This window comes from Oerskovia sp. 140933, assembly GCF_059651515.1.
This window is the reverse complement of record NZ_JAMXIO010000036.1, coordinates 1-21,567: the sequence shown is the minus strand read 5'-3', so window position 1 is coordinate 21,567 and position 21,567 is coordinate 1. Positions and strand designations below refer to the sequence as shown.

The 21,567-nt window shown below is 72.4% G+C and carries 21 protein-coding genes and 1 riboswitch; of the genes, 12 read left to right on the top strand and 9 right to left on the bottom strand.

Translation table 11 applies throughout. The features are described 5' to 3' along the window. Nucleotides 1–41: 41 nt before the first annotated feature. A complete protein-coding gene (locus NHG27_RS16025; protein WP_497016954.1) occupies nt 42–1,154 on the top strand; it encodes an App1 family protein phosphatidate phosphatase in 1,113 nt (370 codons plus the stop codon). A 37-nt stretch (nt 1,155–1,191) separates the two neighbouring features. Here the strand turns inward: NHG27_RS16025 and fdxA are convergent, their stop codons facing one another. From fdxA to NHG27_RS16010, 3 genes are all read right to left on the bottom strand, one after another. After that, nucleotides 1,192–1,509 carry a ferredoxin gene (fdxA, locus tag NHG27_RS16020; RefSeq protein WP_129429411.1) on the bottom strand — a complete coding sequence of 106 codons (318 nt, stop codon included), beginning with the start codon at nt 1,507–1,509 and terminating at the stop codon, nt 1,192–1,194. Between the two features lie 147 nt (nt 1,510–1,656). Next, nucleotides 1,657–2,283 carry a superoxide dismutase gene (locus NHG27_RS16015; RefSeq protein WP_497016953.1) on the bottom strand — a complete coding sequence of 209 codons (627 nt, stop codon included), beginning with the start codon at nt 2,281–2,283 and terminating at the stop codon, nt 1,657–1,659. Between the two features lie 273 nt (nt 2,284–2,556). Next, on the bottom strand, nt 2,557–3,198 hold the full coding sequence (locus NHG27_RS16010; protein ID WP_193721504.1) for a lysophospholipid acyltransferase family protein: 642 nt from the start codon (nt 3,196–3,198) through the stop codon (nt 2,557–2,559). A 233-nt stretch (nt 3,199–3,431) separates the two neighbouring features. Here NHG27_RS16010 and NHG27_RS16005 point away from each other — a divergent pair, with 233 nt between their 5' ends. Continuing rightward, entirely contained in the window at nt 3,432–4,019 is a 588-nt protein-coding gene (locus NHG27_RS16005; RefSeq protein ID WP_193721505.1) for a hypothetical protein, read from the top strand. 30 nt (nt 4,020–4,049) lie between these two features. Here the strand turns inward: NHG27_RS16005 and NHG27_RS16000 are convergent, their stop codons facing one another. Next, nucleotides 4,050–5,663, bottom strand: coding sequence for an outer membrane protein assembly factor BamB family protein (locus NHG27_RS16000; protein ID WP_497016952.1), 1,614 nt, complete (start codon nt 5,661–5,663; stop codon nt 4,050–4,052). A gap of 43 nt (nt 5,664–5,706) precedes the next feature. After that, nucleotides 5,707–6,918 (bottom strand): NYN domain-containing protein, encoded by a 1,212-nt coding sequence (locus tag NHG27_RS15995; protein ID WP_497016951.1) that lies wholly within the window; start codon nt 6,916–6,918, stop codon nt 5,707–5,709. 292 nt (nt 6,919–7,210) lie between these two features. Then, nucleotides 7,211–7,313: riboswitch (SAM riboswitch) on the top strand. 121 nt (nt 7,314–7,434) lie between these two features. On the opposite strand from NHG27_RS15995, the gene NHG27_RS15990 reads away from it, so the two are divergent. Continuing rightward, complete coding sequence (locus NHG27_RS15990) at nt 7,435–8,484, top strand: methylenetetrahydrofolate reductase (RefSeq protein ID WP_497016950.1); 1,050 nt, start codon at nt 7,435–7,437, stop codon at nt 8,482–8,484. A gap of 21 nt (nt 8,485–8,505) precedes the next feature. Next, complete coding sequence (gene metE / locus NHG27_RS15985) at nt 8,506–10,863, top strand: 5-methyltetrahydropteroyltriglutamate--homocysteine S-methyltransferase (RefSeq protein ID WP_497016949.1); 2,358 nt, start codon at nt 8,506–8,508, stop codon at nt 10,861–10,863. A gap of 87 nt (nt 10,864–10,950) precedes the next feature. Here the strand turns inward: metE and NHG27_RS15980 are convergent, their stop codons facing one another. Continuing rightward, the gene (locus NHG27_RS15980; RefSeq protein WP_193721510.1) at nt 10,951–11,160 is read right to left on the bottom strand and encodes a hypothetical protein; all 210 of its coding nucleotides are present in this window, start codon (nt 11,158–11,160) and stop codon (nt 10,951–10,953) included. Nucleotides 11,161–11,267: 107 nt separating this feature from the next. Beyond that, nucleotides 11,268–11,516, bottom strand: coding sequence for a DUF2630 family protein (locus tag NHG27_RS15975; protein ID WP_497016948.1), 249 nt, complete (start codon nt 11,514–11,516; stop codon nt 11,268–11,270). 199 nt (nt 11,517–11,715) lie between these two features. Here NHG27_RS15975 and NHG27_RS15970 point away from each other — a divergent pair, with 199 nt between their 5' ends. Next, on the top strand, nt 11,716–11,985 hold the full coding sequence (locus NHG27_RS15970) for a GlsB/YeaQ/YmgE family stress response membrane protein (RefSeq protein ID WP_497016947.1): 270 nt from the start codon (nt 11,716–11,718) through the stop codon (nt 11,983–11,985). A gap of 128 nt (nt 11,986–12,113) precedes the next feature. Here NHG27_RS15970 and NHG27_RS15965 read toward each other — a convergent pair whose 3' ends face one another. Further along, nucleotides 12,114–12,797 (bottom strand): rhomboid-like protein, encoded by a 684-nt coding sequence (locus NHG27_RS15965; protein ID WP_193721513.1) that lies wholly within the window; start codon nt 12,795–12,797, stop codon nt 12,114–12,116. 737 nt (nt 12,798–13,534) lie between these two features. Here NHG27_RS15965 and NHG27_RS15960 point away from each other — a divergent pair. Next, nucleotides 13,535–14,029, top strand: coding sequence for an FBP domain-containing protein (locus NHG27_RS15960; RefSeq protein WP_193721514.1), 495 nt, complete (start codon nt 13,535–13,537; stop codon nt 14,027–14,029). Nucleotides 14,030–14,123: 94 nt separating this feature from the next. Here NHG27_RS15960 and NHG27_RS15955 read toward each other — a convergent pair whose 3' ends face one another. After that, the gene (locus tag NHG27_RS15955; RefSeq protein ID WP_497016946.1) at nt 14,124–15,173 is read right to left on the bottom strand and encodes an alcohol dehydrogenase catalytic domain-containing protein; all 1,050 of its coding nucleotides are present in this window, start codon (nt 15,171–15,173) and stop codon (nt 14,124–14,126) included. Nucleotides 15,174–15,372: 199 nt separating this feature from the next. Here NHG27_RS15955 and NHG27_RS15950 point away from each other — a divergent pair, with 199 nt between their 5' ends. The 6 genes from NHG27_RS15950 (at nt 15,373) to NHG27_RS15925 (ending at nt 21,370) form a co-directional block, all read left to right on the top strand. Continuing rightward, entirely contained in the window at nt 15,373–16,320 is a 948-nt protein-coding gene (locus NHG27_RS15950) for a helix-turn-helix transcriptional regulator (RefSeq protein ID WP_497016945.1), read from the top strand. Continuing rightward, nucleotides 16,320–16,721 (top strand): (R)-mandelonitrile lyase, encoded by a 402-nt coding sequence (locus NHG27_RS15945; protein WP_497016944.1) that lies wholly within the window; start codon nt 16,320–16,322, stop codon nt 16,719–16,721. The genes NHG27_RS15950 and NHG27_RS15945 overlap by 1 nt, the downstream gene beginning before the upstream one ends. Before the next feature lie 27 nt (nt 16,722–16,748). Next, nucleotides 16,749–17,687, top strand: coding sequence for a PhzF family phenazine biosynthesis protein (locus NHG27_RS15940; RefSeq protein ID WP_497016943.1), 939 nt, complete (start codon nt 16,749–16,751; stop codon nt 17,685–17,687). A gap of 93 nt (nt 17,688–17,780) precedes the next feature. After that, a complete protein-coding gene (locus NHG27_RS15935; protein ID WP_497016942.1) occupies nt 17,781–19,169 on the top strand; it encodes an MFS transporter in 1,389 nt (462 codons plus the stop codon). A 117-nt stretch (nt 19,170–19,286) separates the two neighbouring features. Next, the gene (locus NHG27_RS15930) at nt 19,287–20,000 is read left to right on the top strand and encodes a LytR/AlgR family response regulator transcription factor (protein ID WP_193721520.1); all 714 of its coding nucleotides are present in this window, start codon (nt 19,287–19,289) and stop codon (nt 19,998–20,000) included. Then, on the top strand, nt 19,997–21,370 hold the full coding sequence (locus NHG27_RS15925) for a GHKL domain-containing protein (protein ID WP_497016941.1): 1,374 nt from the start codon (nt 19,997–19,999) through the stop codon (nt 21,368–21,370). The genes NHG27_RS15930 and NHG27_RS15925 overlap by 4 nt, the downstream gene beginning before the upstream one ends. Nucleotides 21,371–21,567 lie beyond the last annotated feature (197 nt).

Sequence of the window (21,567 nt, the reverse complement as noted above, 5' to 3'; positions counted from 1 at the left end):
GTGCCAAGGTGGGAGACCAGCACCTTCGACGAGCGGATCCCATGCACCAGACGCACCTCCCGTCCCCCACCCCTCCGGTCGAGCGCCTGCACCTCTCGGCGCGGCTCGAGGACCGCCTCCGGGCGGCCGCGGTGAAGTTCTTGCGGGCGCGGGGCTGGACGCCGCGCATCGAGGCGTACGTCGGGTACGGCACCGAGGAGTCGGTGCGGGTGCTGGCGCGCGTGCTGCTGAGCCGCCCGCGGCGACGGGCGGACCTGGTCTGGAACCGCCGCGGGTGGCGCAACTACCTGACGGTGTCCGCGCCTGCCGAGGTGGTGCGCGCGTCGGTGACGCGCACCGACGACCAGGGGGGCGCGGAGCGCCTCGTGACGGACCTGGTCGCGGACCGCGACGGGTACGTCGACGGGATGCTCGACGTCTCGCTCGCGCCGGGGTGGCACGACGTCGAGCTCGCGACGGCGAGCGGCGCGACCGCGACGGCGCGCGTCTTCGTGGTGGGGCACGGCCGTCGGCTGGGGGTCGTGAGCGACATCGACGACACCGTGATGGTCACCATGGTCCCCAGCCTGCTGCGTGCGGTGTGGAACACGTTCGGCCTCCACGCGAGCGAGCGGCGGCCCGTACCCGGCATGGCGGACCTGTACCACGGCATCGCCTCTGTACATCCGGAAGCCCCGTTCGTGTACCTGTCGAACGGCGCGTGGAACACGGCGGGCAACCTCGAACGCTTCCTCGACCGCAACGGCTTCCCTCCCGGTGCGCTCCTCCTGACCGACTGGGGACCTACGGCCACGGGCTGGTTCCGCAGCGGCCAGGAGCACAAGGGCAACGCGATCGATCGTCTGGTGCGCGAGCTGCCCGACGTCGGCTGGCTGCTGCTCGGTGACGACGGCCAGCACGACCCGGAGATCTACGCGGCCGCCGCGACGCGGCACCCGACGCACGTGGCGGCGATCGGCATCCGTCAGCTCACGCCCACGGAGAAGATCCTGGCCCACGAGCCCCCGGCACCGACGTCGGGCAGGGGCGGCGGGACGTTCCTCGGGACGCTGCCCGGTCCGCGCCGACCCCGGCGCCCGGTGCACGGCGTCCCCACGGCAGGCGGGCCCGACGGCGCAGCCCTGGCTCGGGACCTCGGGCGCGCCCTGCGCTGAGCCCGGCCCGGGCCCGGGGCGCGACCGGGGCCGTCGTTCAGGCCTGCGGGGCCAGGGCCGCGATCATCGGGTCGTCCTTGTCGATCATGCCCATCTTCGCCGCACCACCCGGCGACCCCAGGTCGTCGAAGAACTCCACGTTCGCCCGGTAGTAGTCGCTCCACTCCGACGGCACGTCGTCCTCGTAGTAGATCGCCTCCACCGGACACACCGGCTCGCACGCACCACAGTCCACGCACTCGTCAGGATGGATGTACAACGACCGCTTGCCCTCGTAGATGCAGTCCACCGGACACTCCTCGATGCACGCCTTGTCCTTCACGTCCACACAAGGCTGAGCAATCACATAGGTCACGGCGGACCACCTTTCTGAGGGATTCTGGCTGCCCGCAGGAAAGGCCCCGGCAGCGTCGCGCGTGGTGCGCGCCGCGGTGCCGGGGCCTTTCCCGTTCACGCGGGTCTCGTCATGACGGGCGCGGGGCACCGTCACGGGTCACGAGGGTCAGGCGGGGATGATGAGGCCTTCGCCCTGGGTGCGGGCGCGGGCGAGGCGTGCGTCGGCGTCGGCCCAGTTGACGAGGTTCCACCAGGCGGTGACGTAGTCGGCGCGCACGTTCTGGTAGTCGAGGTAGTAGGCGTGCTCCCAGACGTCCAGGAGGACGATCGGGACCAGGCCCAGGGCGATGTTGCCCTGCTGGTCGTAGAGCTGGACGATGATGAGCTTCTTGCCCAGGGTGTCCCAGGCGAGGATGGCCCAGCCCGAGCCCTGGACGCCTGCGGCGACGGCCGCGAAGTGCTTCTTGAACTTCTCGAACGAGCCGAAGTCCTCGGCGATGGCTGCCGCGATGTCGCCGGTGGGCACGCCGCCGCCCTCGGGGGAGAGGTTGGTCCAGAACGCGGAGTGGTTGACGTGGCCGCCGAGGTTGAACGCGAGGTTCTTCTCGTGGAGGTTGACCGCGGCCAGGTCGCCCGAGTCGCGGGCCTCGGCGAGCTTCTCGAGTGCCGTGTTGGCCCCGGTCACGTAGGCCTGGTGGTGCTTGGAGTGGTGCAGCTCCATGATGCGGCCGGAGATGTGGGGCTCGAGTGCGCCGTAGTCGTACGACAGCTCGGGAAGGGTGTAGACAGCCATGGTGAGTCCTCTCGATCGGTGTCGGCCACGCTAGGACCTCAACCGTGGTTGAGGTCAAGTCGGACGCCCTCGGGGCGCGGCGGTGGCGGGCGGACCCGCCGGGCGCGATCCCTGGGCACGTGGCCCTCCCCCGAGCACATCATGACCGCGCAGGTCCTGCACGTCCTTCTCAGGAACGGGCGTGTCCGCGGCTGCCGAACCCGAGGTTGGTCAGGGTTGCCCGTCGTGCTGCCTGACCAACCTCGGGTTCGGCAGCCGGCGGGGACGCGACGCTCAGCTCGCGCGCTGCTGCCCGCTCATCGCGTGGATCGAGTCCATGACCTGGTCGGTGAGCTCGCGCCGCGCCTGGGCGGGCTTGCCGGACGTGATCTGACGCGCCGGATCGATGGGCGCGCCGAACTCGACCGTCACGCGGTGGATCCGCGGGAGGCGCGACCCGACGGGCTGGACCTTGTCCGTGCCCTTGATCGCGACGGGCACGATCGGGGCGTGCCCCGCGAGCGCGAGCCACGCGACGCCGGTGTGCCCCTTGTGGAGCCTGCCGTCGCGCGAGCGCGTCCCCTCGGGGTAGATCCCGAACGCACCTCCGCGGTTGAGCACCTCGAGAGCGTCCTCGAGCGAGCGCTGCCCGGCACGCGGGTCGTCGCGCTGCACGGGGATGTGGCCGAGGGTCGTGAAGAACCAGCGGGACACGCGGCCCTTGAGCCCGGTGCCGGTGAAGTACTCGGCCTTGGCGAGGAACGTGACGTGCCGGGGCGCGACGATGGGGATGAGGAGCGAGTCGACGAACGACAGGTGGTTGCTCGCGAGGATCACGGGTCCCCGGCGGGGGATGTTGTTGAGCCCGGTCACGCGTGGCCTCAGCAGAGTGAAGGCCAGGAGCGACAGGATCAGCTTCAGCACCCGGTACGTCATCCGTACATTGTGCACCGACGTGCAGCGGGGCCCGACGGCGCGCTCCCACCCCGGGCGGTCGCCGGGCGGACGGGGCCCGGGGTGCCGGGGAGAACACGCGGTCGTGCACGGATGTTCACGGCACATGGTTCGTTGCGCAGTCCAGGCGACGCGGGCGGACGAACCATGAGACCCGCGATGCTCTCGCGCGAGACGTCGGGTGCGGGAAGGGCAGGGTCTGATATCCATCCATCATGGACAGACGACCCCTCTCACAGGTCCGGGCCGACGCCGTGGCCTCCCTGGTGCGCCTGGTGACGGCACCGGACGACGCGAGCGACGGCACCTTCCTGCGCCGTGAGGTGGCCGCCCGCATGATCGAGGCGCGCGCGCACTTCATCACCAAGGACGGTCGCCCGGACTGGTCCGGCCGCACGTACGCCTACCGGGAGTTCACACGCGAGGTCTTCAGCGACGCCGGGATCTCGCGCGAGGACGCGCCGACGATCCAGGCGGCGATCCGCTACCACTCCGGGAACCTCGTCCGGAAGGTCGTGCCCGAGGAGGACCTGGCCTCGGCAGGCTTCACCCTCCAGGAGTCGCCGCGCGAGCGCTCCGCGACCCGTCGCGCCGAGCGCTCGGAGGCCACCCGCCTCGTCGAGTCGGGCGGTCCCCTGGAGGGTGACGACCTTGCCCGCGCGGTGCTCCTCGCCGCCTCGGTGCTCGCCCGCGCCTCCCGCGGGTCCGTCCTCGGGCTCCCCGCCGTCTCCCGTCAGGACGTCGAGGAGAACCTGCGGTCGCTGTCGTCCCGGGCGGCGCACCTCGCCGGAGCCGACGGCTGAGCGGACGCCCCTGCAGCCGCGCCGGACCCCTCAGCCGAACCCCCTGAGCTTGCCCGGCATCGCGCTGAAGATCCTGCCGTCGACCGACCTGAGCGTCCACGTATCGACCGGGATCTTCGTGGACCACCGCGTGCTGCCGTCGGCCAGGTCGATCGAGAACCACCGGGCGTCCTCGGCCCGCTCGCTGCCCAGGACGACCGTCAGCGCCCCGCGTCCGGCGAACGCCACGGGGCTGCCGCTGGCCACCGAGCCGTCGCTTTCCGGGGCCTTCCACGTCCAGACCTCCTCGCCCGTCATGCTGTCGACGGCCACGGCCCCGGGATACGTCGCGACGACGGTCAGGTCCTGGGTCGTGAGGAGGATCTGGTTGGTGTACCGGGAGAAGGTCCACAGCTCGCGCCCCTCCTCGTCGAGGGCCACGAATCCCGAGCCGTTCTGGGAGTACAGGAGCGGCGGGGCGGTGCCGTCCGTCGCGTCCGGCTCGAGGAAGGAGCCCTCGGCGGACCACACCGGCGTCCCGTCCGCCTCGAGAAGCTCGGTGGCACCACCGTTCCAGGGCGTGAGTGCCAGCCGCCCGTCCCGGAGCGGCTGGACGAAGCCCTCCTCGTCGTCCCAGGGCAGGGTCTCGCCCTCGAGCGTGAGCGTGGCGCTGACCTCGCACCCGCCGATCGAGATGATGCCGCCCGCGTCGTAGAAGTGGAGAAGGCCCGGGTACCGGGTGGTCGTCCCGTCCTCCTGCTGGATCTCGCAGGCCTCGGCCTGGTCGGTCGCCCCGTCGTGCGGGATGGTCCGGGTCCACCGGACCTCTCCCGTCCCGGCGTCCTCGACCGTGATGACGACGTCGCGACCGTCCCGGGCCCCCCGGACCAGGTCGCCGTCGTCCAGCACCCCGGAGAGGCCGCGCGCGGGGTCCAGGTCGCGGCGGGCCAGCACCTCGCCGTCGAGCCCGACCACGGCGACCATCGTCGAGGAGTCGCCGGGAAAGAGCTCTGCGGCCCCCCCTCCGCCCAGACAGGTGACCTTCGTGCGGGCGGCGATCGTGGCCGCGGAGGCGTCGTCCGCCTGGCAATGGAAACCTGCCAGCGACTCGAGCCGCCAGACCTCCTCGCCCGTGGCCTGGTCGTGGGCCACGAGGGCGTCGTCCTGCGACACGAGGACACGGTTCCCGGCGAACACCGGCCAGGCCTCCCCGCCGTCCACGCCCCAGACCTCGCGGGGCGGCTGCGTCAGTCCGACGACCCCGCCGTGCGCGGTGCGCAGCTCCGCGTCCGCCTGGCGGGCGCGGGCCATGTCCAGCGCGGTGAGCCCACCGAGGACGAGGACGAGCGCCCCGGCCACGCCGGTGACGACCAGGCGCCGACGGCGCCGCGCCAGAGGGTCGGTCGGGACCGGGACGACGCCGTCCTCACCGCCGCTCGTGCCGGCACCATCGGTCGCGGCGGCACCATCGGTCGCGGCGGCACCGTCGGTCGCGGCGGCACCGTCGGTCGCGGCGGGAGCGAGGTTATCGGGCGGGGTGTCGGCCGGGCCCGAGGGCGCGCCTGGACGCGGGGGTCGCGGCGCGAACGGGTCGTCGACGTCGTCCAGCTCGTCGACCGCCTCGAAGGCGAGCTGGCGGGGTTGCTCTCGTCGTCGAAAGGGCACGCCCGGAGCCTAGCGGCCCGGGCGTGCCCTGTGGCGGGTGCGCTCAGCGTGCGGCGACCGACACGAGGTAGTCGTCGGCGTCGTCGTCCCAGCGCAGGTCGATCGCGCCCGCGGTCTGCGCGGCCTTGCAGAACTGGAGGAAGCTGCGGTAGCCGAGCGCCTTCTCGCTGAAGTCGGGGCGCTTCTTGCGGAGCTGGTTCTTGAGCCCGGACAGCGGCACCGAGCCGCCCTGGTCGCCCACGACCGTGCGCAGCAGCGCGAAGTCGTCGCCCGCGTGCCCGCGCTCCGGGAGGGAGACCTCGGGGTCGCCCGTCGCGGGGCCCGCGCTGAGCTGCACGACGCCGCGCTCCTCGAGGTAGCGCAGGAACTCGCCGAAGTTGCGGAAGCCGTAGTCGGCCTCGCTGAAGGTGGGGTCCTTGCGCAGCAGCGTGCGCTTGAGCGTCGAGGCGACGACGGCCCCGCTCGACGAGCTCGACAGGTCCGCGAGGGTCTGCGCGACGAGGACCGCGAGGTCCTCGTCCTCGTTGGTCGAGGAGGCCCCGTGCCCGACGGCGGACCCGAGCTCGGCCTCGACGTCCAGCGGGACCGGGGTCGGCTCGGTCTCCGCCTGTACCGCCTCTGCAGGCGACGCGGGCGACGCGGGCGGCGTCGCGGCCTCGGGGGCGGGCGCGGTCGCAGCCTTGCCCGACGAGCCCGACGAGCGGCCGGACGACTTGCGGGTCGTGCTGCGGTTCGAGCTGTTCGAGGAGCGCTTGCGCTCGACGGGCTCGTCAGGGATCTCGACGCCCTCGAGGCGGTCGTAGAAGAGGAACTCGTCGCACGCGGGGGGAAGCAGCTTCGAGGTCGAGTTCTCGACGCCGATCCCGATCACGCGCTTGTTGAGCTCGCGCAGCTTGTGCACGAGGGGTGAGAAGTCGCTGTCCCCCGTACACATGACGAAGGTGGAGATGTACTCACGCTCGAAGGCCATCTCGATCGCGTCGACGACCATCTTGATGTCGGCGGCGTTCTTGCGCGAGGCCCCCATGCGCTGGGGCATCTCGATGAGCTCGACCTGGTGGCGGGTCAGGGAGCGGCGGTCCTCGTCGAAGTACGACCAGTCGGCGTAGGCGCGGCGGACGACCACCCGGCCGCGCGCGGCGAGCGCGTCGGCGATCGGCTTGAAGTCGAAGGTCATCCCGCCCAGGTGGTCGCGCGCGCCCAGCGCGAGGTTGTCGTAGTCGAGGAAGACGGCCAGACGTTCTTCGGTGTCCATATCCGCCAGGGTATGGCCCGCGCAGGCCGAATGCCCATCCGCCGCGGCGGCCAGCGCGTCAAGGTCCCCTGCGGCCGGAGCGTCGGCACGACGCGGCCACGCCGACCGACGACGTGCGCCCGTCCGGGGGCGCCCGACAGGCGTACGTTGGGAGAGCACCCGCAGGACCGACGAAGCGCCTTGCAGACGGGGACGAGACCGCCAAACGGGTCGATTTCCCGCTCCCAGACCCTTCTGTCTCACGATCCGAGCAGAATCTGGCTCAGATCATGGATTCCCCCTACGATCGTCAACACCATCCAGAGCGGTCGAGAGTCCTGGCTCGTTGACACCGCAGCAACCCCCCAACGGAAGCCTCCCGCGGGTACGGGTGCTACAGCCAGGTTCGATGGAGCGATTCATGACCGAGGCATCTTCCTGCGCCACCCCGCACACCGGGGTACTGCGCACCGCACCCTGCACGAGCCGTGCGGCCACCGCTGCAGCCACCGTCCGAGCGCCCCTGGCGGCCGCACGATGAGCATCGTCGACCTGGGGCACTTCGGGCACGAGGCGCCGCGACCCACGGTGTCGTTCGAGCTCATGCCCCCGCGCCGTCCCGACGCCGCGCCCAAGTTCTGGGAGACCGCGCGCCGGCTCGTCGCGACGTCGCCCGACTTCGTGTCCGTCACGTACGGCGCGGCCGGCACGGACCGCGAGACCTCGCGCCGCGTCATCAGCCAGCTCCTGCACGGCACGCCCGTGCTGCCCATCGCGCACCTGACCTGCGTGGGCGCGTCGCGCGAGGACGTCGAGGACGTCATCACCGACTTCCTCGAAGCGGGCGTGCGCAGCTTCCTCGCACTGCGGGGGGACCCTCCGCGCGACCAGCCCGACTGGCGCCCCGGCGAGGACGGCGTGCGGTCGAGCGCCGAGCTCGTGGCCCTGCTGCGCGAGGTCGAGGCCGCTCGCTGCGCCGCGAGCCCGAGCATCGCCCTGCGCGGCGCGGCGCGCCCCCTGACCATCGCGGTCGCGACGTTCCCCGACGGCAACCTCGCTGCGGGCACGAGCCGGACGCAGGAGGTGCGCCGCCTGTGGCAGAAGCAGCAGGCGGGCGCGGACTTCGCGATCACGCAGCTCTTCTACGAGGCCTCGTCGTACATCGACTTCGTCGCCGAGGCGCGCGCCGCCGGGGTGACCATCCCCATCCTCGCGGGCCTCCTGCCCATGACGGACCCGGCCCGCCTCGCGCGCGTCGAGGAGCTCACGGGCGTCCCCGCACCGCGCCGGATCGTCGAGGCCCTCGAGGCCGAGGCCGACCCGGCCGCGCGCCACGCCCTGGGCATCCGGCACTCGGTCGCGCTCGCGCGCCAGGTCCTCGCGGCCGGCGCGCCCGGCCTCCACATCTACACCTTCAACAAGCACCAAGCCGCTCTAGACCTGCTCGAGGGAGTCGACCTCGGCGGTGGGGTAGCGGGAGACGCCGGCGGCGTCTCGTCCCGCACCCCCGACCTGGCCAGCGGGCCGTGGGTCTCCGGCACTCCCCTTCCCTCCGCCGAGCCTGCCCTGGGCAGCTCCTCGGTCTGACCAGTTCAGAGGTATTCACCCATGAGTGCACCCACCTTCCCGTCCGGTTCCGTCCTCGGCTACCCCCGCATCGGCCCGCGCCGCGAGCTCAAGAAGGCCGTCGAGTCCTTCTGGGCCGGCCGGATCACGGCCGACGAGCTCGAGGCCACGGCCTCGGCGCTGCGCGTCGCCGCCGCGAAGCGCCTCGTCGACCTGGGCCTCGACGCCACGTCGGGCGCCGTGCCCGGCTCGTTCTCCTACTACGACCAGGTGCTCGACGTCGTCGCTCTCCTCGGTGCCGTCCCGTCGCGTTTCGCGTCGCTCACCGACGAGAAGGGCGCGCTGGACCTCGCGGGCTACTTCACGGTCGCGCGCGGCGCCGGTGAGGACGCCCCGCTCGAGATGACCAAGTGGTTCGACACGAACTACCACTACCTGGTCCCCGAGATCGGCCCCGAGACCCCCGTCCGTCTCGCCGACGACCGCGTCGTGCGCCAGTTCGTCGAGGCCAGGGACGCGGGTGTCGTGACGCGGCCCGTCGTCGTCGGGCCCGTGACGTTCCTCGCGCTGTCGAAGGCCTCGGACGACGCGCCCGCGGGCTACTCGCCGCTCTCCCGCCTCGCGGACGTCCTGCCCGTGTACGTCGAGCTGCTGCGCGCCCTGGCCGCGGCGGGCGCACCGTGGGTGCAGCTCGACGAGCCCGCGCTCGTGTCCGACTCGGTCGACGTGCCGGCTGCCGAGGTCCACGCCGCGGTCACCGAGGCGTACCGGGTGCTCGCTTCCGAGCTCGCGGTGGGCACCGAGCGCCCCGCGATCCTCGTGGGGGCGCCGTTCGGCGGGCTCGTCGGCCCCGGGGAGGACGGCCTCGCGCTCCTGGCCGCGACCGACGTGGAGGCGATCTCGCTCGACCTCGTCAAGGGCGCCGTCCCGGCGGGCCCCGTCGCGGGCCTGGCGGACAAGACGGTCGTCGCGGGCGTGATCGACGGCCACAACGTCTGGCGTGCGGACCTCGCCGCGAAGCTCGACGTCCTCGACGCGGTGCACGCCCTGGGCGCCGGTGCCGTCACGGTCGGTACCTCGACCTCGCTCCTGCACGTCCCGCACGACGTCGAGGACGAGGACTGGACGAACGGCTCGATCGACGTTCGTCTGCGTGACTGGCTCGCGTTCGCCGACCAGAAGGTCGCGGAGGTCGCGGTCCTCGCCCGCGCCCTGACCGAGGGCCGCGACGCCGTCGGCGCCGAGATCGAGGCGGCCCGCGCGGTCGTCGCGAGCCGCACCGAGGCGAGCGGCGTCGTCGTGCCCGCGGTGCGCGAGCGCGCTGCGGCCCTGACCGAGGGCGACTTCTCGCGCGGCGAGTACGCCGAGCGCGCGGCCGCCCAGCAGGCCAAGCTGAACCTCCCGCTGCTGCCGACCACGACCATCGGGTCGTTCCCGCAGACCCCGGAGATCCGCCGGGCGCGCGCGCTCAACGTCAAGGGCGAGCTGTCCGACGCGGACTACACGGCCGCGATGCAGGACGAGATCCGCCGAGTCGTCGAGCTCCAGGAGCAGATCGGCCTGGACGTCCTGGTGCACGGCGAGCCCGAGCGCAACGACATGGTCCAGTACTTCGCGGAGAACCTCGACGGGTTCGCGGTCACGGCGAACGGCTGGGTCCAGTCGTACGGCTCGCGCTGCGTGCGCCCGCCGATCCTGTGGGGCGACGTCACGCGTCCGGCCCCCATCACGGTCGACTGGTCGACGTTCACGGCCTCGCTCACCGAGAAGCCCGTCAAGGGCATGCTGACCGGCCCGGTCACGATCCTCGCGTGGTCCTTCGTGCGCGACGACCAGCCGCTCGGCGACACCGCCAACCAGGTGGGCCTGGCGCTGCGCGACGAGATCGCGGACCTGGAGGCGGCCGGGATCGGCATCATCCAGGTCGACGAGCCCGCGCTGCGCGAGCTCCTGCCGCTGCGCAGGGCCGACCAGGCCGCGTACCTCGACTGGTCGGTCGGCTCGTTCCGTCTCGCGACCGCGGGCGTCGAGGCGCAGACGCAGATCCACACGCACCTGTGCTACTCGGAGTTCGGGGAGGTCATCGGCGCGATCGACGGCCTCGACGCCGACGTGACGTCGGTCGAGGCCGCGCGCTCGCGCATGGAGATCGTGCCCGAGCTGTCCGAGGCCGGCTACGCGCGCGGCATCGGCCCGGGCGTGTACGACATCCACTCCCCGCGCGTCCCGTCGACCGCGGAGGTCACCGACCTGCTCGAGCTCGCCGTGAAGTCGATCGACCCGCGCCTCGTGTGGGTCAACCCCGACTGCGGCCTCAAGACGCGCCGCTACGAGGAGACCGTGGCCTCGCTCGAGAACCTCGTCGCCGCGACGAACGCTGTGCGCGCCCAGCTCGCCTGACGCTCGGGACGCCGGACGGACGAGGGGCCCAGCACCACGTGGTGCTGGGCCCCTCTCTGCGTGCGACGGCGACGAGGCCTGCGGGCGTCAGCGGTCCCGGCCGGCCATCGGCACGAAGCAGCCGAGCGTGACCATCCCGAGGCCCGCCGAGAAGATCAGCGCGTGGTTCGACTCGACCGTGAAGGCCCACCCGAAGGCGACCATCCCGCCCACGAACAGGATGAACGCCACGAGGAAGCGGGCGACGGCCCCGGCTCGCTCGGTGGCCTCGTTGCGCTGCGTCGTCTGGCTGCTCATGCTTCTTCGCTCCGTACTGGTCGTGTCGTTCGGTGGGTCACGCGGTGGTCCCGCGTGCCGCGGGAGAGGTCTGCCCGACGACGGCGCGCACGCGAGGCGTCAGGCCGTCAGTCCAGGTAGTGCTCCACCGTACCGGCATCCCGGATCGTCGCGGCATCCGGGTCGCTCCCGAACTCCCGTGCGGCGTCGCGCTGACGCAGCAGGTCCCAGCACTGGTCGAGCTCGGTCTCGATCGCGCGGAGCCGGGTGTGCTCCTCCGACTCCCCGATCTTCCCGTCGGCGAGCTGTTCGCGCAGCCTGCGCTCCTCCGCCACCAGGTCGCCGATGTACTGCCGGATGCCTCGGTCCTCAGCCATCCCTCCACGGTACGACCGGGGCCCCGGGCACGCCCGGCGGGCACCCGCGATGCCACCCGCTGCGGCCTCTCGCAACCGGAACCACGCGAAAAGTGACGTGTCCGACGTTCGGTGCCTTTCGGCGTGCGAGCCCCCAGGCGCGGTGCCAAGGTGATGACTCACCGGCCACAAGGCACATACGGGACTAAAGGAGAATGACATGGGTTTCATCGCATTCATCGTTCTGGGACTGATCGCCGGCCTCATCGCTCGCGCCATCCTCCCCGGCAAGCAGACCGGGTCGATCCTGATGACGATCCTCCTCGGGATCCTGGGCGCCCTCCTCGGCGGCTGGCTCGGGAGCGTCCTGTTCTCGCAGCCCCTCGAGGAGTTCTTCTCGATCGAGACGTGGCTGCTCGCCATCGGTGGCTCGATCATCGTGCTCGGCGTCTACGGCGCGCTGCGCGGCCGCAACGGTCACCGCGCCTGAGCCACGGCTCACCCCAGCCGTCACCGCGGGTCGGCTGCGCCCCGCCCGGCGCGCGGTGACCACCACGAGAGGCCCGTCCCCGTCAGGGGGCGGGCCTCTCGGCTGCGGGCGGGCCGGGGCGCGGCGCATCATCGGCCGGGGATGTCCCCCGTCCAGCCGGGCGCCTGCCGGGTCCGCCCCGCGACGAACGCCACCGTGAGCCCGACGACGAGCGCGGTCGTGTGCCCGACGGCCGTGAAGCTCTGCGTCACGAGTCCCGGCGCCACCCAGTACAGGACGACGAACGCGATCCACCACCAGCGCCAGCGACGCGGCACGGCGACGGTGAGGAAGCCCATGACGCTCGCCATGACATAGCTGACGCCGACGTCGTCGACCGTGGCGACGCTCGGGTTCACGAACCCGTGGAAGATCCCTGTCGTCAGGACGACGGCCGTGCACACGGTCGCGCCGACATGGCCCATGAACCCCACGGCGAGCGAGGCGAGGCGACCGACGAAGCGCTGCGCGTAGGCCAGGACGACGAGGAGCTGGAGCACCAGCAGCACCTCACCTGGCGTCGAGATGACGAACGCGCTCGCGATCAGCACCGAGAGCGGGCGGTCGCGCAGGTTCACGAGGTTGGTGCTCGTGTCCTCGTACACCTGGTCCCGCATCTCCGGGGACAGGAACCACAGCACGACCGCGACGAGCAGCACCACGGCGCAGTACACGATCGCGAGGTCCGCCCGGCGGACCGTGGACCACACGTCGGTCAGCGCGTGACGTGCGAGGTGGGCTGGGCTCGTACCGCCTGCCGGACCGTCCGTCATGCCGTCACGCTACGCCGCGAGACGTCAGCGAGCGCCCGGAACCTGTCGGTGCACGATCAGCGAGGAACGCGCCCAGAAGTGTCCGCCCGCACTTTTCTGCGGAGATTCCTGCGGCTTCTCGGCGCGTCCTCGCACCGGACTGGACTTCCTGGGGGTCTTGGCTATGGTGGCCGGTTCACCTGCAGGCTGGAAGGAGGTGAGCCACATGGCCAAGAACGACAAGAAGCAGCCGTCGCTTTCCCTGAAGGACAAGCGCGCACAGAAGCGCGAGAAGGCAGCCGAGACCACCGCGAAGGTCCGCAAGCGATAGACCCCGCGCAGCGGGCGGGTCGTCGTCACGTGCATGGGCGGCGACCCGCCTCCGCAGCACCTCCCCGGAATTCTCGTGGGGGATGCAGGTGCCCGGGCGTACCATCGACGGAGAGCCGAGCCGCGGGACGAGCCCCGGCCACCGATCTTGGAGCGCATCTTTCATGCAGCGAGGAAGCGGGGCGGCCGTCCTGGCCTGCTCGGGCGCGGGCCGGACGCCCGCCCAGCACGCCTGACGCCCCACGGCGCCACCCGCCGGCGAACCTTCGCGGTTCCCCGGACGATCGGCGTACCTCGGCGGGTCCCCTCGCCCGGCGGTCCTCGCGACCGCCGGCGGACCCCGACCCTGCCGTCCCCGCTCCTGCCCGACCTGTCGGTCCTGGGCGCAGCGGGCGAGACGGCCCCTCCTGCACGAGAGCCGTAGAACCATGAACCCCCTGACCGAGAAGCAGATCCGCGCGTCCTTCGTGAACGCCTCGCGCCGTGAGGCGTCCCAGCTCACCCTCCCGTCCGACCTCGCGGACCTCCGCTGGGACCGGCTCGACTACCTGGGGTGGGTCGACCGCAAGGCGCCGCTGCGCGCCTACGTCGTCCTGCCCGTCGACGACACCCTGGTAGGGCTCGCGCTGCGCGCCCCCGAGGGGACGGCGTCACGGCGCCGCGCGGTGTGCGCGTGGTGCGAGGACGTCATCGCGACCGACGACGTGTCTCTCTACGTCGTGCGCCGGGCCGGTGCGGCCGGTCGCAACGGCGACACGATCGGCACCCTGATCTGCACGGCGTTCGCGTGCTCGAGGAACGTCCGCCGCAAGCCGACGATCGTGGAGGCCGGCCAGGACCCGGCGGGCCTGGTCGAGCGACGCATCGCGGGCCTGCGCGAGCGGTCCGTGAAGTTCGCGCGCGAGGTCCTGCGCGAGGTCTGACGGCGCGCGCGCCCGCCGTGGAGCCGGGCCAGGCCCTGCCGTCCGAACCCGTCCGGGCCGCCCCGCTGCGGCGGCCCGGACCGGCTCGGCTTGGTCACGGTCGCAGCGCGACCTTGAGGGCCTCACGAGCGTCCATGAGGCGGTAGCCCTCGGCGGCGGCGTCGAGCGGCAGCTCGGCGTCGAAGACCAGGCCGGGGTCGATCTCCCCCGCGAGGACCTGGGCGATCGCGGCCTCCTGGTAGGCGCGCACGGGCGCGGGACCTCCGGCCAGGCGTGCGTTCTTGCCGAACAGGGACCCGAACCCGACGGGGGCCTCCTCGTACTGGGGGACCCCGACGCGCGAGACGATCCCGCCCGGACGCACCACCCCGTAGGCCTGCTCGTACGCGGGCCGCAGCCCGACGGCCTCGATCACGACGTGCGAGCCTTCTCGGTCCGTCAGGTCCATGACGCGGGCGACGCCCTCGGCCCCACGCTCGGCGACGACGTCGGTGGCTCCCCACCGGCGCCCCAGGTCCGTGCGGGTGGCGTGGCGACCCATGAGGACGATCCGCTCGGCCCCGAGCCGGCGCGAGGCGAGGACCGCGGACAGGCCCACGGCGCCGTCACCGATCACCGTGACGACCTTGCCCGGCTCGACCTGTCCCGTGTGGGCCGCGTGGTGGCCCGTCAGGTACACGTCGGACAGCGTGAGCAGGGACGCCAGGACCCCGGCGCCCGCGGACTCCGGGGTCACGTCGGGGACGACGACGAGGCTGCCGTCGGCCAGCGGGATGCGCGCGAGCTCGGCCTGGAGGCCGCCGGTCTCCGGGGAACCGTAGAAGCCGCCGTGGACGCACGACGTCTGGAAGCCCTCGCGGCAGAACACGCACGTGTTGTCGGAGAACGCGAACGGCGCGATGACGAGGTCCCCCTTCCGCAGGGTCCTCACCGCGCTGCCGACCTCCTCGACGACGCCCACGAGCTCGTGCCCCATGGGGTCGGGCCGCCCGCCGGCGGGCATCGAGCGGTACGGGTGCAGGTCCGACCCGCACACGCACGCCAGGACGGTGCGGACGATCGCGTCGGTGGGCTGCTGGATCACGGGGTCCGGCACGGTCTCGACCCGGACGTCGCCGGCGCCGTGCATGAACGTTGCTCGCATGTGGTCGTGCCTCTCTGGGGGTCGGGTCCGTCGTCTCCACGCTAGGGAGTCCCCGACGGAAGTGGCAGGTCCTGGCGGTACCGGGCTCACGAGGCCCCGGCAGCCCGCGGTGCCGGGCCGGGTACCGGGTACCGGGTACCGGGTACCGGGTACCGCCAGTACCTCCCGCCCCCCGCCGGCTGGTCGTACCGTCGTAGGCATGGACCTGAAGGCCGAGACGAGCAGCTTCCTGACGACGCGCCGCGCCCGGCTCACCCCGGACCGTGCCGGGCTGCCCGCGTACGGCGGCAACCGCCGCGTCCCCGGCCTGCGCCGCGAGGAGGTCGCGATGCTCGCGGGCGTGAGCGTCGACTACTACACGCGGCTCGAGCGCGGGAACCTCGGCGGCGTGTCCGAGGAGGTCCTCGAGGCGCTGGCCCAGGCGTTGCAGCTCGACGAGGCCGAGCACCACCACCTGTTCGACCTGGCCCGTGCGGCGAACGCGTCGGGGGTCGCGCGGTCGCGCGCCCGGCACGCGCCGGCCCCGGTCCTGCGTCCCGTGGTCCAGCGGATCCTGGACGCGCTGGGCACCGCTCCGGCGTTCGTGCGGAACGGACGGCTCGACGTGATCGGCACGAACACCCTGGGCAGGGCACTGTACTCGCCGCTCTACGACTCCCCCGAGCGCCTCGCGAACCGGCCGGTCAACACGGCCCGGTTCCAGTTCCTCGCCCCGGACGCGGCGCGGGCGTTCTGGGGTGACCGGTTCGAGCGGATCGCGCACGACGCGGTCGCGATCCTGCGGGCCGAGGCCGGGAAGAACCCCTACGACACGGCGCTCACGGCGCTCGTGGGCGAGCTGTCGACGCGCAGCGAGGACTTCCGCAGGCTCTGGGCCTCGCACGACGTCCGGCTCCACCGGACGGGCACCAAGGTCTTCCACCACCCGGCCGTGGGTCGGCTCGAGCTCGACTTCGAGGCCCTCGAGCTCCCCGCCGACGCGGGCCTGCAGCTCAACGTCTACACCGCGGTGCCCGGGTCCCCGTCCGACGACGGGCTCAGGCTGCTCGCGTCCTGGGCCGCGACCCGCGCCGCGGAGGACGGCGACGGCGACGCGCGCGGGCCGGTCCTGCGCTCGACCACGACCCACCACGAGGAGGACGTCTGATGCACAGGCTGACCAAGCCCGCGACGACCAGGAACCCGCCCGAGCAGTTCACGGGGGACGTGTGGCTCGACCCGGTCGCGGTCCCGCAGGACCCCTCCCAGCGCATGGTCGTGGCGCTCGTGCGGTTCGCGCCGGGCGCGCGCACGGCCTGGCACTCGCACGCGCGGGGCCAGACGTTGCACGTCGTGTCCGGCGTCGCGCTCGTGCAGTCGCGCGGCGGGGCGGTCGTCGAGGTGCGCCCCGGCGAGACGGTCTACTGCCCGCCCGGCGAGGAGCACTGGCACGGCGCGACCCCCGACGACTTCATGGAGCACCTCGCGATGCTCGAGAACGCGGACGACCCGGCGACCACCACGACGTGGCTCGAGCACGTGACCGACGCCGAGTACACCTCCCGCTGAGGGCGTCCCGGCGGTAGCGTCGCTGGCATGACCTCGCAGCCTCGGCCCCGCCCGTTCTCCCAGGTCGACGTCTTCACGGCGACCCCCTACCGGGGCAACCCGGTCGCGGTGGTGCGTGACGCCGTCGGGCTGGGGGACGAGCAGATGGCCGCGTTCGCCCGCTGGACCAACCTGTCCGAGACCACGTTCCTGCTCCCGCCCTCGCCCGAGGGCGCGGCCGCCGGGGCCGACTACCGCCTGCGCATCTTCACGCCCGCGGGCGAGCTGCCGTTCGCGGGGCACCCGACGCTCGGCTCGTGCCACGCGTGGCTCGCCGGGGGCGGTACGCCGCGCGAGGCGGGGGTCGTGGTCCAGGAGTGCGGGATCGGCCTGGTCGCGCTGCGCCGCTCCCCCGCGAGCGACCTGCCCGACGGCGGAGCCTCCCCGGGCGGCCGGCTCGCCTTCGCGGCGCCCGACCTCCTGACGGACGAGCCGCTCGACCCCTCGACCCTGGCCGCGATCACGCGTGCGCTCGGGCTCGAGGCGCGCGACGTCGTCGACCACCGGTTCCTCGACAACGGGCCCGGGTGGCGCGTGCTGCTGCTCGGCTCTGCCGACAAGGTCCTCGCGCTCGACCCCGACTTCTCGGGGCTGGGCGACCTGGCGATCGGCGTCGTCGGGCCGTACACGGCGCTCGGTGACGGGCTCTACGACGGCCCGGACGGGGCCGCGGTCGAGGTGCGCGGCTACGCGCTCGACATGGGTATCCCCGAGGACCCGGTCACGGGGAGCCTCAACGCGGTCGTCGGGCAGTGGCTGCAGCCCGGGGGCCTGCTGCCCGCCGAGTACGTCGCGAGCCAGGGCACGGCGCTCGGGCGGGCGGGGCGCGTGCACGTGAGTCGTCGGGACGACGGCGACGGCGACGGCGCCACGGTGTGGGTCGGCGGCGACGCCGTGACGTGCATCGAGGGGACCGTGCTGCTCTGACCGTCGCCGGACCCGGCGGCGCCGCCGGACCGCGACGTCCCGCCCAGAGAAACACCGTGAGAGCGGGACCGCGCGCGGCATAGAGTCTGCGTAATGTCAGGAAACCTCACAGTCGTCCGCGCCCGCTGGTCGTTGATGGCGTTCTTCGCGCTGTTCGGCATCGTGGGCACGAGCTGGATGACGCGACTTCCCTCGATCCGTGAGGCGCTCGGAGTCACCTCGGCACAGCTCGGGCTGATCCTCATCGTCGGGGCCGTCGGGGCGCTGTTCGCCGTCATGTCGACGGGCGCTGTCGTCGCCCGGTTCGGGAGCCGACGCACGCTCGTCGCCGCGACGGCCGTCAACTTCGTCGCTCTGCTGCTCGTCGCGTGGGGCACCGCGACCGGGAGCGTCGGCATCTTCGCCGTCGGGGCGTTCACGAACGGCATCAGCGGCGCCCTGATGAACGTCCCCATCAACCTCAACGGGGCCATGGTCGAGCAACGCGTGGGTCGCGCGATCCTCCCCCACTTCCACGCGGCCTTCTCGATCGGCGCTGGGGCCGGCGCCCTGGTCGGGGCCGCGTTCTCGTGGGCCGAGATCCACATCGCGCTCCAGCTCGTGGTCATCACGTCCCTCGTCGCGGCCGCGCGCGCCTTCCTCATCGTCCCCGCGACGGTCTTCGCGCCCGAGCTGCAGGCGGCCGACGGCGAGACCGCCCGGCAGGCCGGCGTGGCGCCGTCGGTCCCGGGGACGGGCCGTGCGCAGGACGACGCCACGGCGGGCGCGGCCGATGTGGCCGCCGAGGTTGCCGACTCCCCCGCGGGAGCGGCCACGGAGCCCGCCGTCGCGCACGGCGTCACGGACGGGCCGCCGCCCCCGGTGAAGCGGCGCGGTGCCGGGCTGCGGAGCGCGCTGGGCGCCTGGCGCGAGCCACGGACCCTGCTCATCGGACTGGTGCTCCTGGCCGCGTCCCTGTCCGAGGGCTCGGCGGGCAACTGGCTGTCGATCTCGATGGTCGACGGCTTCGCGGTGCGGGAGGCCGTCGGCGCCATGGCCTACGGCACGTTCGTCGCCGCGATGACCGTCTTCCGGTTCGCCGGGACCGGGCTCATCGACCGGTTCGGTCGCGTCACGGTCCTGCGGGCCTCGGGGGTCTCGGCGCTCGTCGGGCTCCTGCTGTTCGGCCTGGCCCCCGGGCTGCCCCTCGCCTGGCTCGGCATCGTGCTCTGGGGCTGCGGAGCCGCGCTCGCCAACCCGGTCGCGATCGCCGCCGCGTCGGACGACCCGCTCAGGGCACCGGCTCGCGTGTCGGTCGTGACGTCGTTCATCTCGTTCGGGCAGCTCACCGCGCCGCCCGTGCTGGGCCTGCTCGCCGACGCGATCGGAGGGCGTCACGCCCTGCTCACGATCACCGCCGCGACGGTCGTGAGCATCGCGCTCGCCGGATGGGTCAGGCCGCTGCCGGCACAGACCCGGACCTTGGTGACGGAACGGACATGACCTTCGTCCCGCACCGCGGGGCGACCGTCTCCACCTCCCCAGATCGGCACACTTGTGCCGATCTTGCGCGTGTTCCCTTGGTATCTTGGGGTGTCTTCGTGAAAGAGGTTGGGCAGCATGATCCGCATCGGTGTCGTCGACGACGAGTCCACGAGCAGAGACCTCGTCCTCGCACATCTCGACCGCTTCCAGACCGAGAACGACGTCACGTTCGACGTGCGCACCTTCACCGACGGGCGTGAGCTCGTCACGGGGTACCGGCCCGACTTCGACATCCTGTTCCTCGACGTCCAGATGCACGACCTCGACGGCCTCGAGACCGCGCGGCACATCCGCACCCTCGACTCCCGGGTCGTCATCGTGTTCGTCACCAACATGGCGCAGTACGCGATCCACGGCTACGAGGTCGACGCCCTGAGCTACCTCGTCAAGCCCGTCCCCTGGTTCGCGTTCTCGCAGGAGCTGCGCCGGAGCATCGACCGCGTCCGCCGCAGCGGCGCCGACTCGATCATGCTGACGGTCAACGGCGCGCTCGCCCGCGTCGACGTCCTCGACATCGTCTACATCGAGAGCATCAAGCACCGCGTGATCGTGCACGCCCTCGACCGGACCTACTCGTTCACCGGGACGCTCAAGGCCTTCGAGTCCGACCTCGCGGGCAAGGGCTTCTTCCGCAGCAACAGCTGCTACCTGGTGAACATGCGTCACGTCACCGCGATCGACCAGAACACGTGCGTCATGCTCGGCGGGGACGAGCTCCAGATCAGCCGACCGCGCAAGCGCGCCTTCCTCGACGCGCTCGTCGACCACGTCGGTGGACGCGCGGCGTGACGCCGGAGGTCCTGCCCGACATCCCCCGCGGATTCACGGCGTTCGCCGAGTGGTCCGCATGCCTCGTCTACATCCTGCTGCTGCGCAAGCGGTTCACGCCACCCGTCCTGGGCCTCGCGCTCGGGCTCGGCCTGGGCCTCCTGTGGGGCGTCCAGATCTTCGCGGGCAAGATGCCGATCGCCCTGTGGACCCTCGGCATGGCCATGGCGGTCGCCGCGATGTACGCCGTGGTCGCGCTCTGCGCCGACGTCTCGACCCGGGAGGTCGGGTACTTCACGGCCCGGGCCTTCGTCCTCGCAGAGCTCGTCGCCTCCTTCCACTGGCAGCTCTACAGCTACGCGGTCGACCAGGGGTTCACCGGGCTCACGGTGCAGATCGGGCTCCTGGTCCTCGTGTACGGCGCGGCCTTCACCGGGGCCTACCTGATCGAGAGGCGACACTTCCCGCCGGACCAGCGGCTCGAGATCGACCGGCGCGGGCTCCTGAGCGCCGTCGCGATCGCCGGTGTCACGTTCCTCATGAGCAACGTGAGCTTCGTCAGCTCCAACACCCCGTTCAGCGGCCGGTTCCCCTTCGAGATCTTCTACATCCGCACGCTCGTCGACCTCGCCGGGTACGTCGCCCTGTACGCCCACCAGGGGCAACGCCTCGAGCTCCAGCGGGCGGTCGAGGTCGAGGCGATGAACCGGATGCTCCGCTCCCAGCACGAGCAGTACCTGCAGTCCAAGCGCAACATCGACATCGTCAACCGCAAGTACCACGACCTCAAGCACTTCGTCACGGCGATCCGGACGGAGAGCGACCCGGAGGCCAAGGCGACCTACCTCGACCGGCTCGAGGAGAGCATCCGCGGGTACGGGGCGCAGGTCCAGACGGGGAACCCCGTCCTGGACACCATCCTCACCGCGAAGACCGCCCAGTGCGCCGAGCTCGGCATCACCCTCACGTGCGTGGTCGACGGCGCCGCCCTGTCCTTCATGGACGCCATGGGCCTCAGCGCCCTGTTCGGGAACGCGCTCGACAACGCGATCGAGAGCACCGCTCCCCTGCCGGACCCGGACAACCGGCTCGTGCGCGTCGCGGTGTACACCCAGGGCGCGCTCGTCATGGTCCGGTTCGAGAACTACCACGTGGGCGACCTCGAGTTCGACGACGGCATCCCCCGGACGACCAAGCGCGACGCCCTCAACCACGGGTACGGCCTGCGGAACATGCGGCAGGTCGTCGAGGGCCACGGCGGGTCGCTGACCATCCACGACGAGGCCGACTGGTTCGTGGTCCGGGCGCTGATCCCGGTGCCCGCCGAGCGCAGGTCACGGGCCCTGGCCCAGGACGTGGACGCGCTGGGGCCCCCGGCCGCGGGGTACTGAGACCGGACCGAGGAGGACCAGGTGCCGCAGACCGGACCTCCCTCGACCATGTCGACCCGCAGCGGGGGCGGGTTCACCGTCGCGCTCGACGTCCTCGACGCCCTCGGGCTGCCGTAGGCGACGCAGGCCCCCGCTCTCGCCGCCACCGCGCTCGACGGCGTCGCGCACTGCGTGGGCGCCTGGGCGGGTCTAGTTGA

Bases quoted from the DNA above. Each gene is read 5' to 3' on its own strand.
- NHG27_RS15945 (WP_497016944.1), top strand. From the start codon at position 16,320: ATGCACAGGCTGACCAAGCCCGCGACGACCAGGAACCCGCCCGAGCAG.
- metE (WP_497016949.1), top strand. From the start codon at position 8,506: ATGAGTGCACCCACCTTCCCGTCCGGTTCCGTCCTCGGCTACCCCCGC.
- NHG27_RS15960 (WP_193721514.1), top strand. From the start codon at position 13,535: ATGAACCCCCTGACCGAGAAGCAGATCCGCGCGTCCTTCGTGAACGCC.
- NHG27_RS15955 (WP_497016946.1), bottom strand. From the start codon at position 15,173: ATGCGAGCAACGTTCATGCACGGCGCCGGCGACGTCCGGGTCGAGACC.
- NHG27_RS15990 (WP_497016950.1), top strand. From the start codon at position 7,435: ATGAGCATCGTCGACCTGGGGCACTTCGGGCACGAGGCGCCGCGACCC.
- NHG27_RS15965 (WP_193721513.1), bottom strand. From the start codon at position 12,797: ATGACGGACGGTCCGGCAGGCGGTACGAGCCCAGCCCACCTCGCACGT.
- NHG27_RS16005 (WP_193721505.1), top strand. From the start codon at position 3,432: ATGGACAGACGACCCCTCTCACAGGTCCGGGCCGACGCCGTGGCCTCC.
- NHG27_RS15935 (WP_497016942.1), top strand. From the start codon at position 17,781: ATGTCAGGAAACCTCACAGTCGTCCGCGCCCGCTGGTCGTTGATGGCG.
- NHG27_RS15970 (WP_497016947.1), top strand. From the start codon at position 11,716: ATGGGTTTCATCGCATTCATCGTTCTGGGACTGATCGCCGGCCTCATC.
- NHG27_RS15950 (WP_497016945.1), top strand. From the start codon at position 15,373: ATGGACCTGAAGGCCGAGACGAGCAGCTTCCTGACGACGCGCCGCGCC.
- NHG27_RS15980 (WP_193721510.1), bottom strand. From the start codon at position 11,160: ATGAGCAGCCAGACGACGCAGCGCAACGAGGCCACCGAGCGAGCCGGG.
- NHG27_RS15975 (WP_497016948.1), bottom strand. From the start codon at position 11,516: ATGGCTGAGGACCGAGGCATCCGGCAGTACATCGGCGACCTGGTGGCG.
- NHG27_RS16025 (WP_497016954.1), top strand. From the start codon at position 42: ATGCACCAGACGCACCTCCCGTCCCCCACCCCTCCGGTCGAGCGCCTG.
- NHG27_RS15930 (WP_193721520.1), top strand. From the start codon at position 19,287: ATGATCCGCATCGGTGTCGTCGACGACGAGTCCACGAGCAGAGACCTC.
- NHG27_RS15940 (WP_497016943.1), top strand. From the start codon at position 16,749: ATGACCTCGCAGCCTCGGCCCCGCCCGTTCTCCCAGGTCGACGTCTTC.
- NHG27_RS16015 (WP_497016953.1), bottom strand. From the start codon at position 2,283: ATGGCTGTCTACACCCTTCCCGAGCTGTCGTACGACTACGGCGCACTC.
- NHG27_RS16010 (WP_193721504.1), bottom strand. From the start codon at position 3,198: ATGACGTACCGGGTGCTGAAGCTGATCCTGTCGCTCCTGGCCTTCACT.
- NHG27_RS15995 (WP_497016951.1), bottom strand. From the start codon at position 6,918: ATGGACACCGAAGAACGTCTGGCCGTCTTCCTCGACTACGACAACCTC.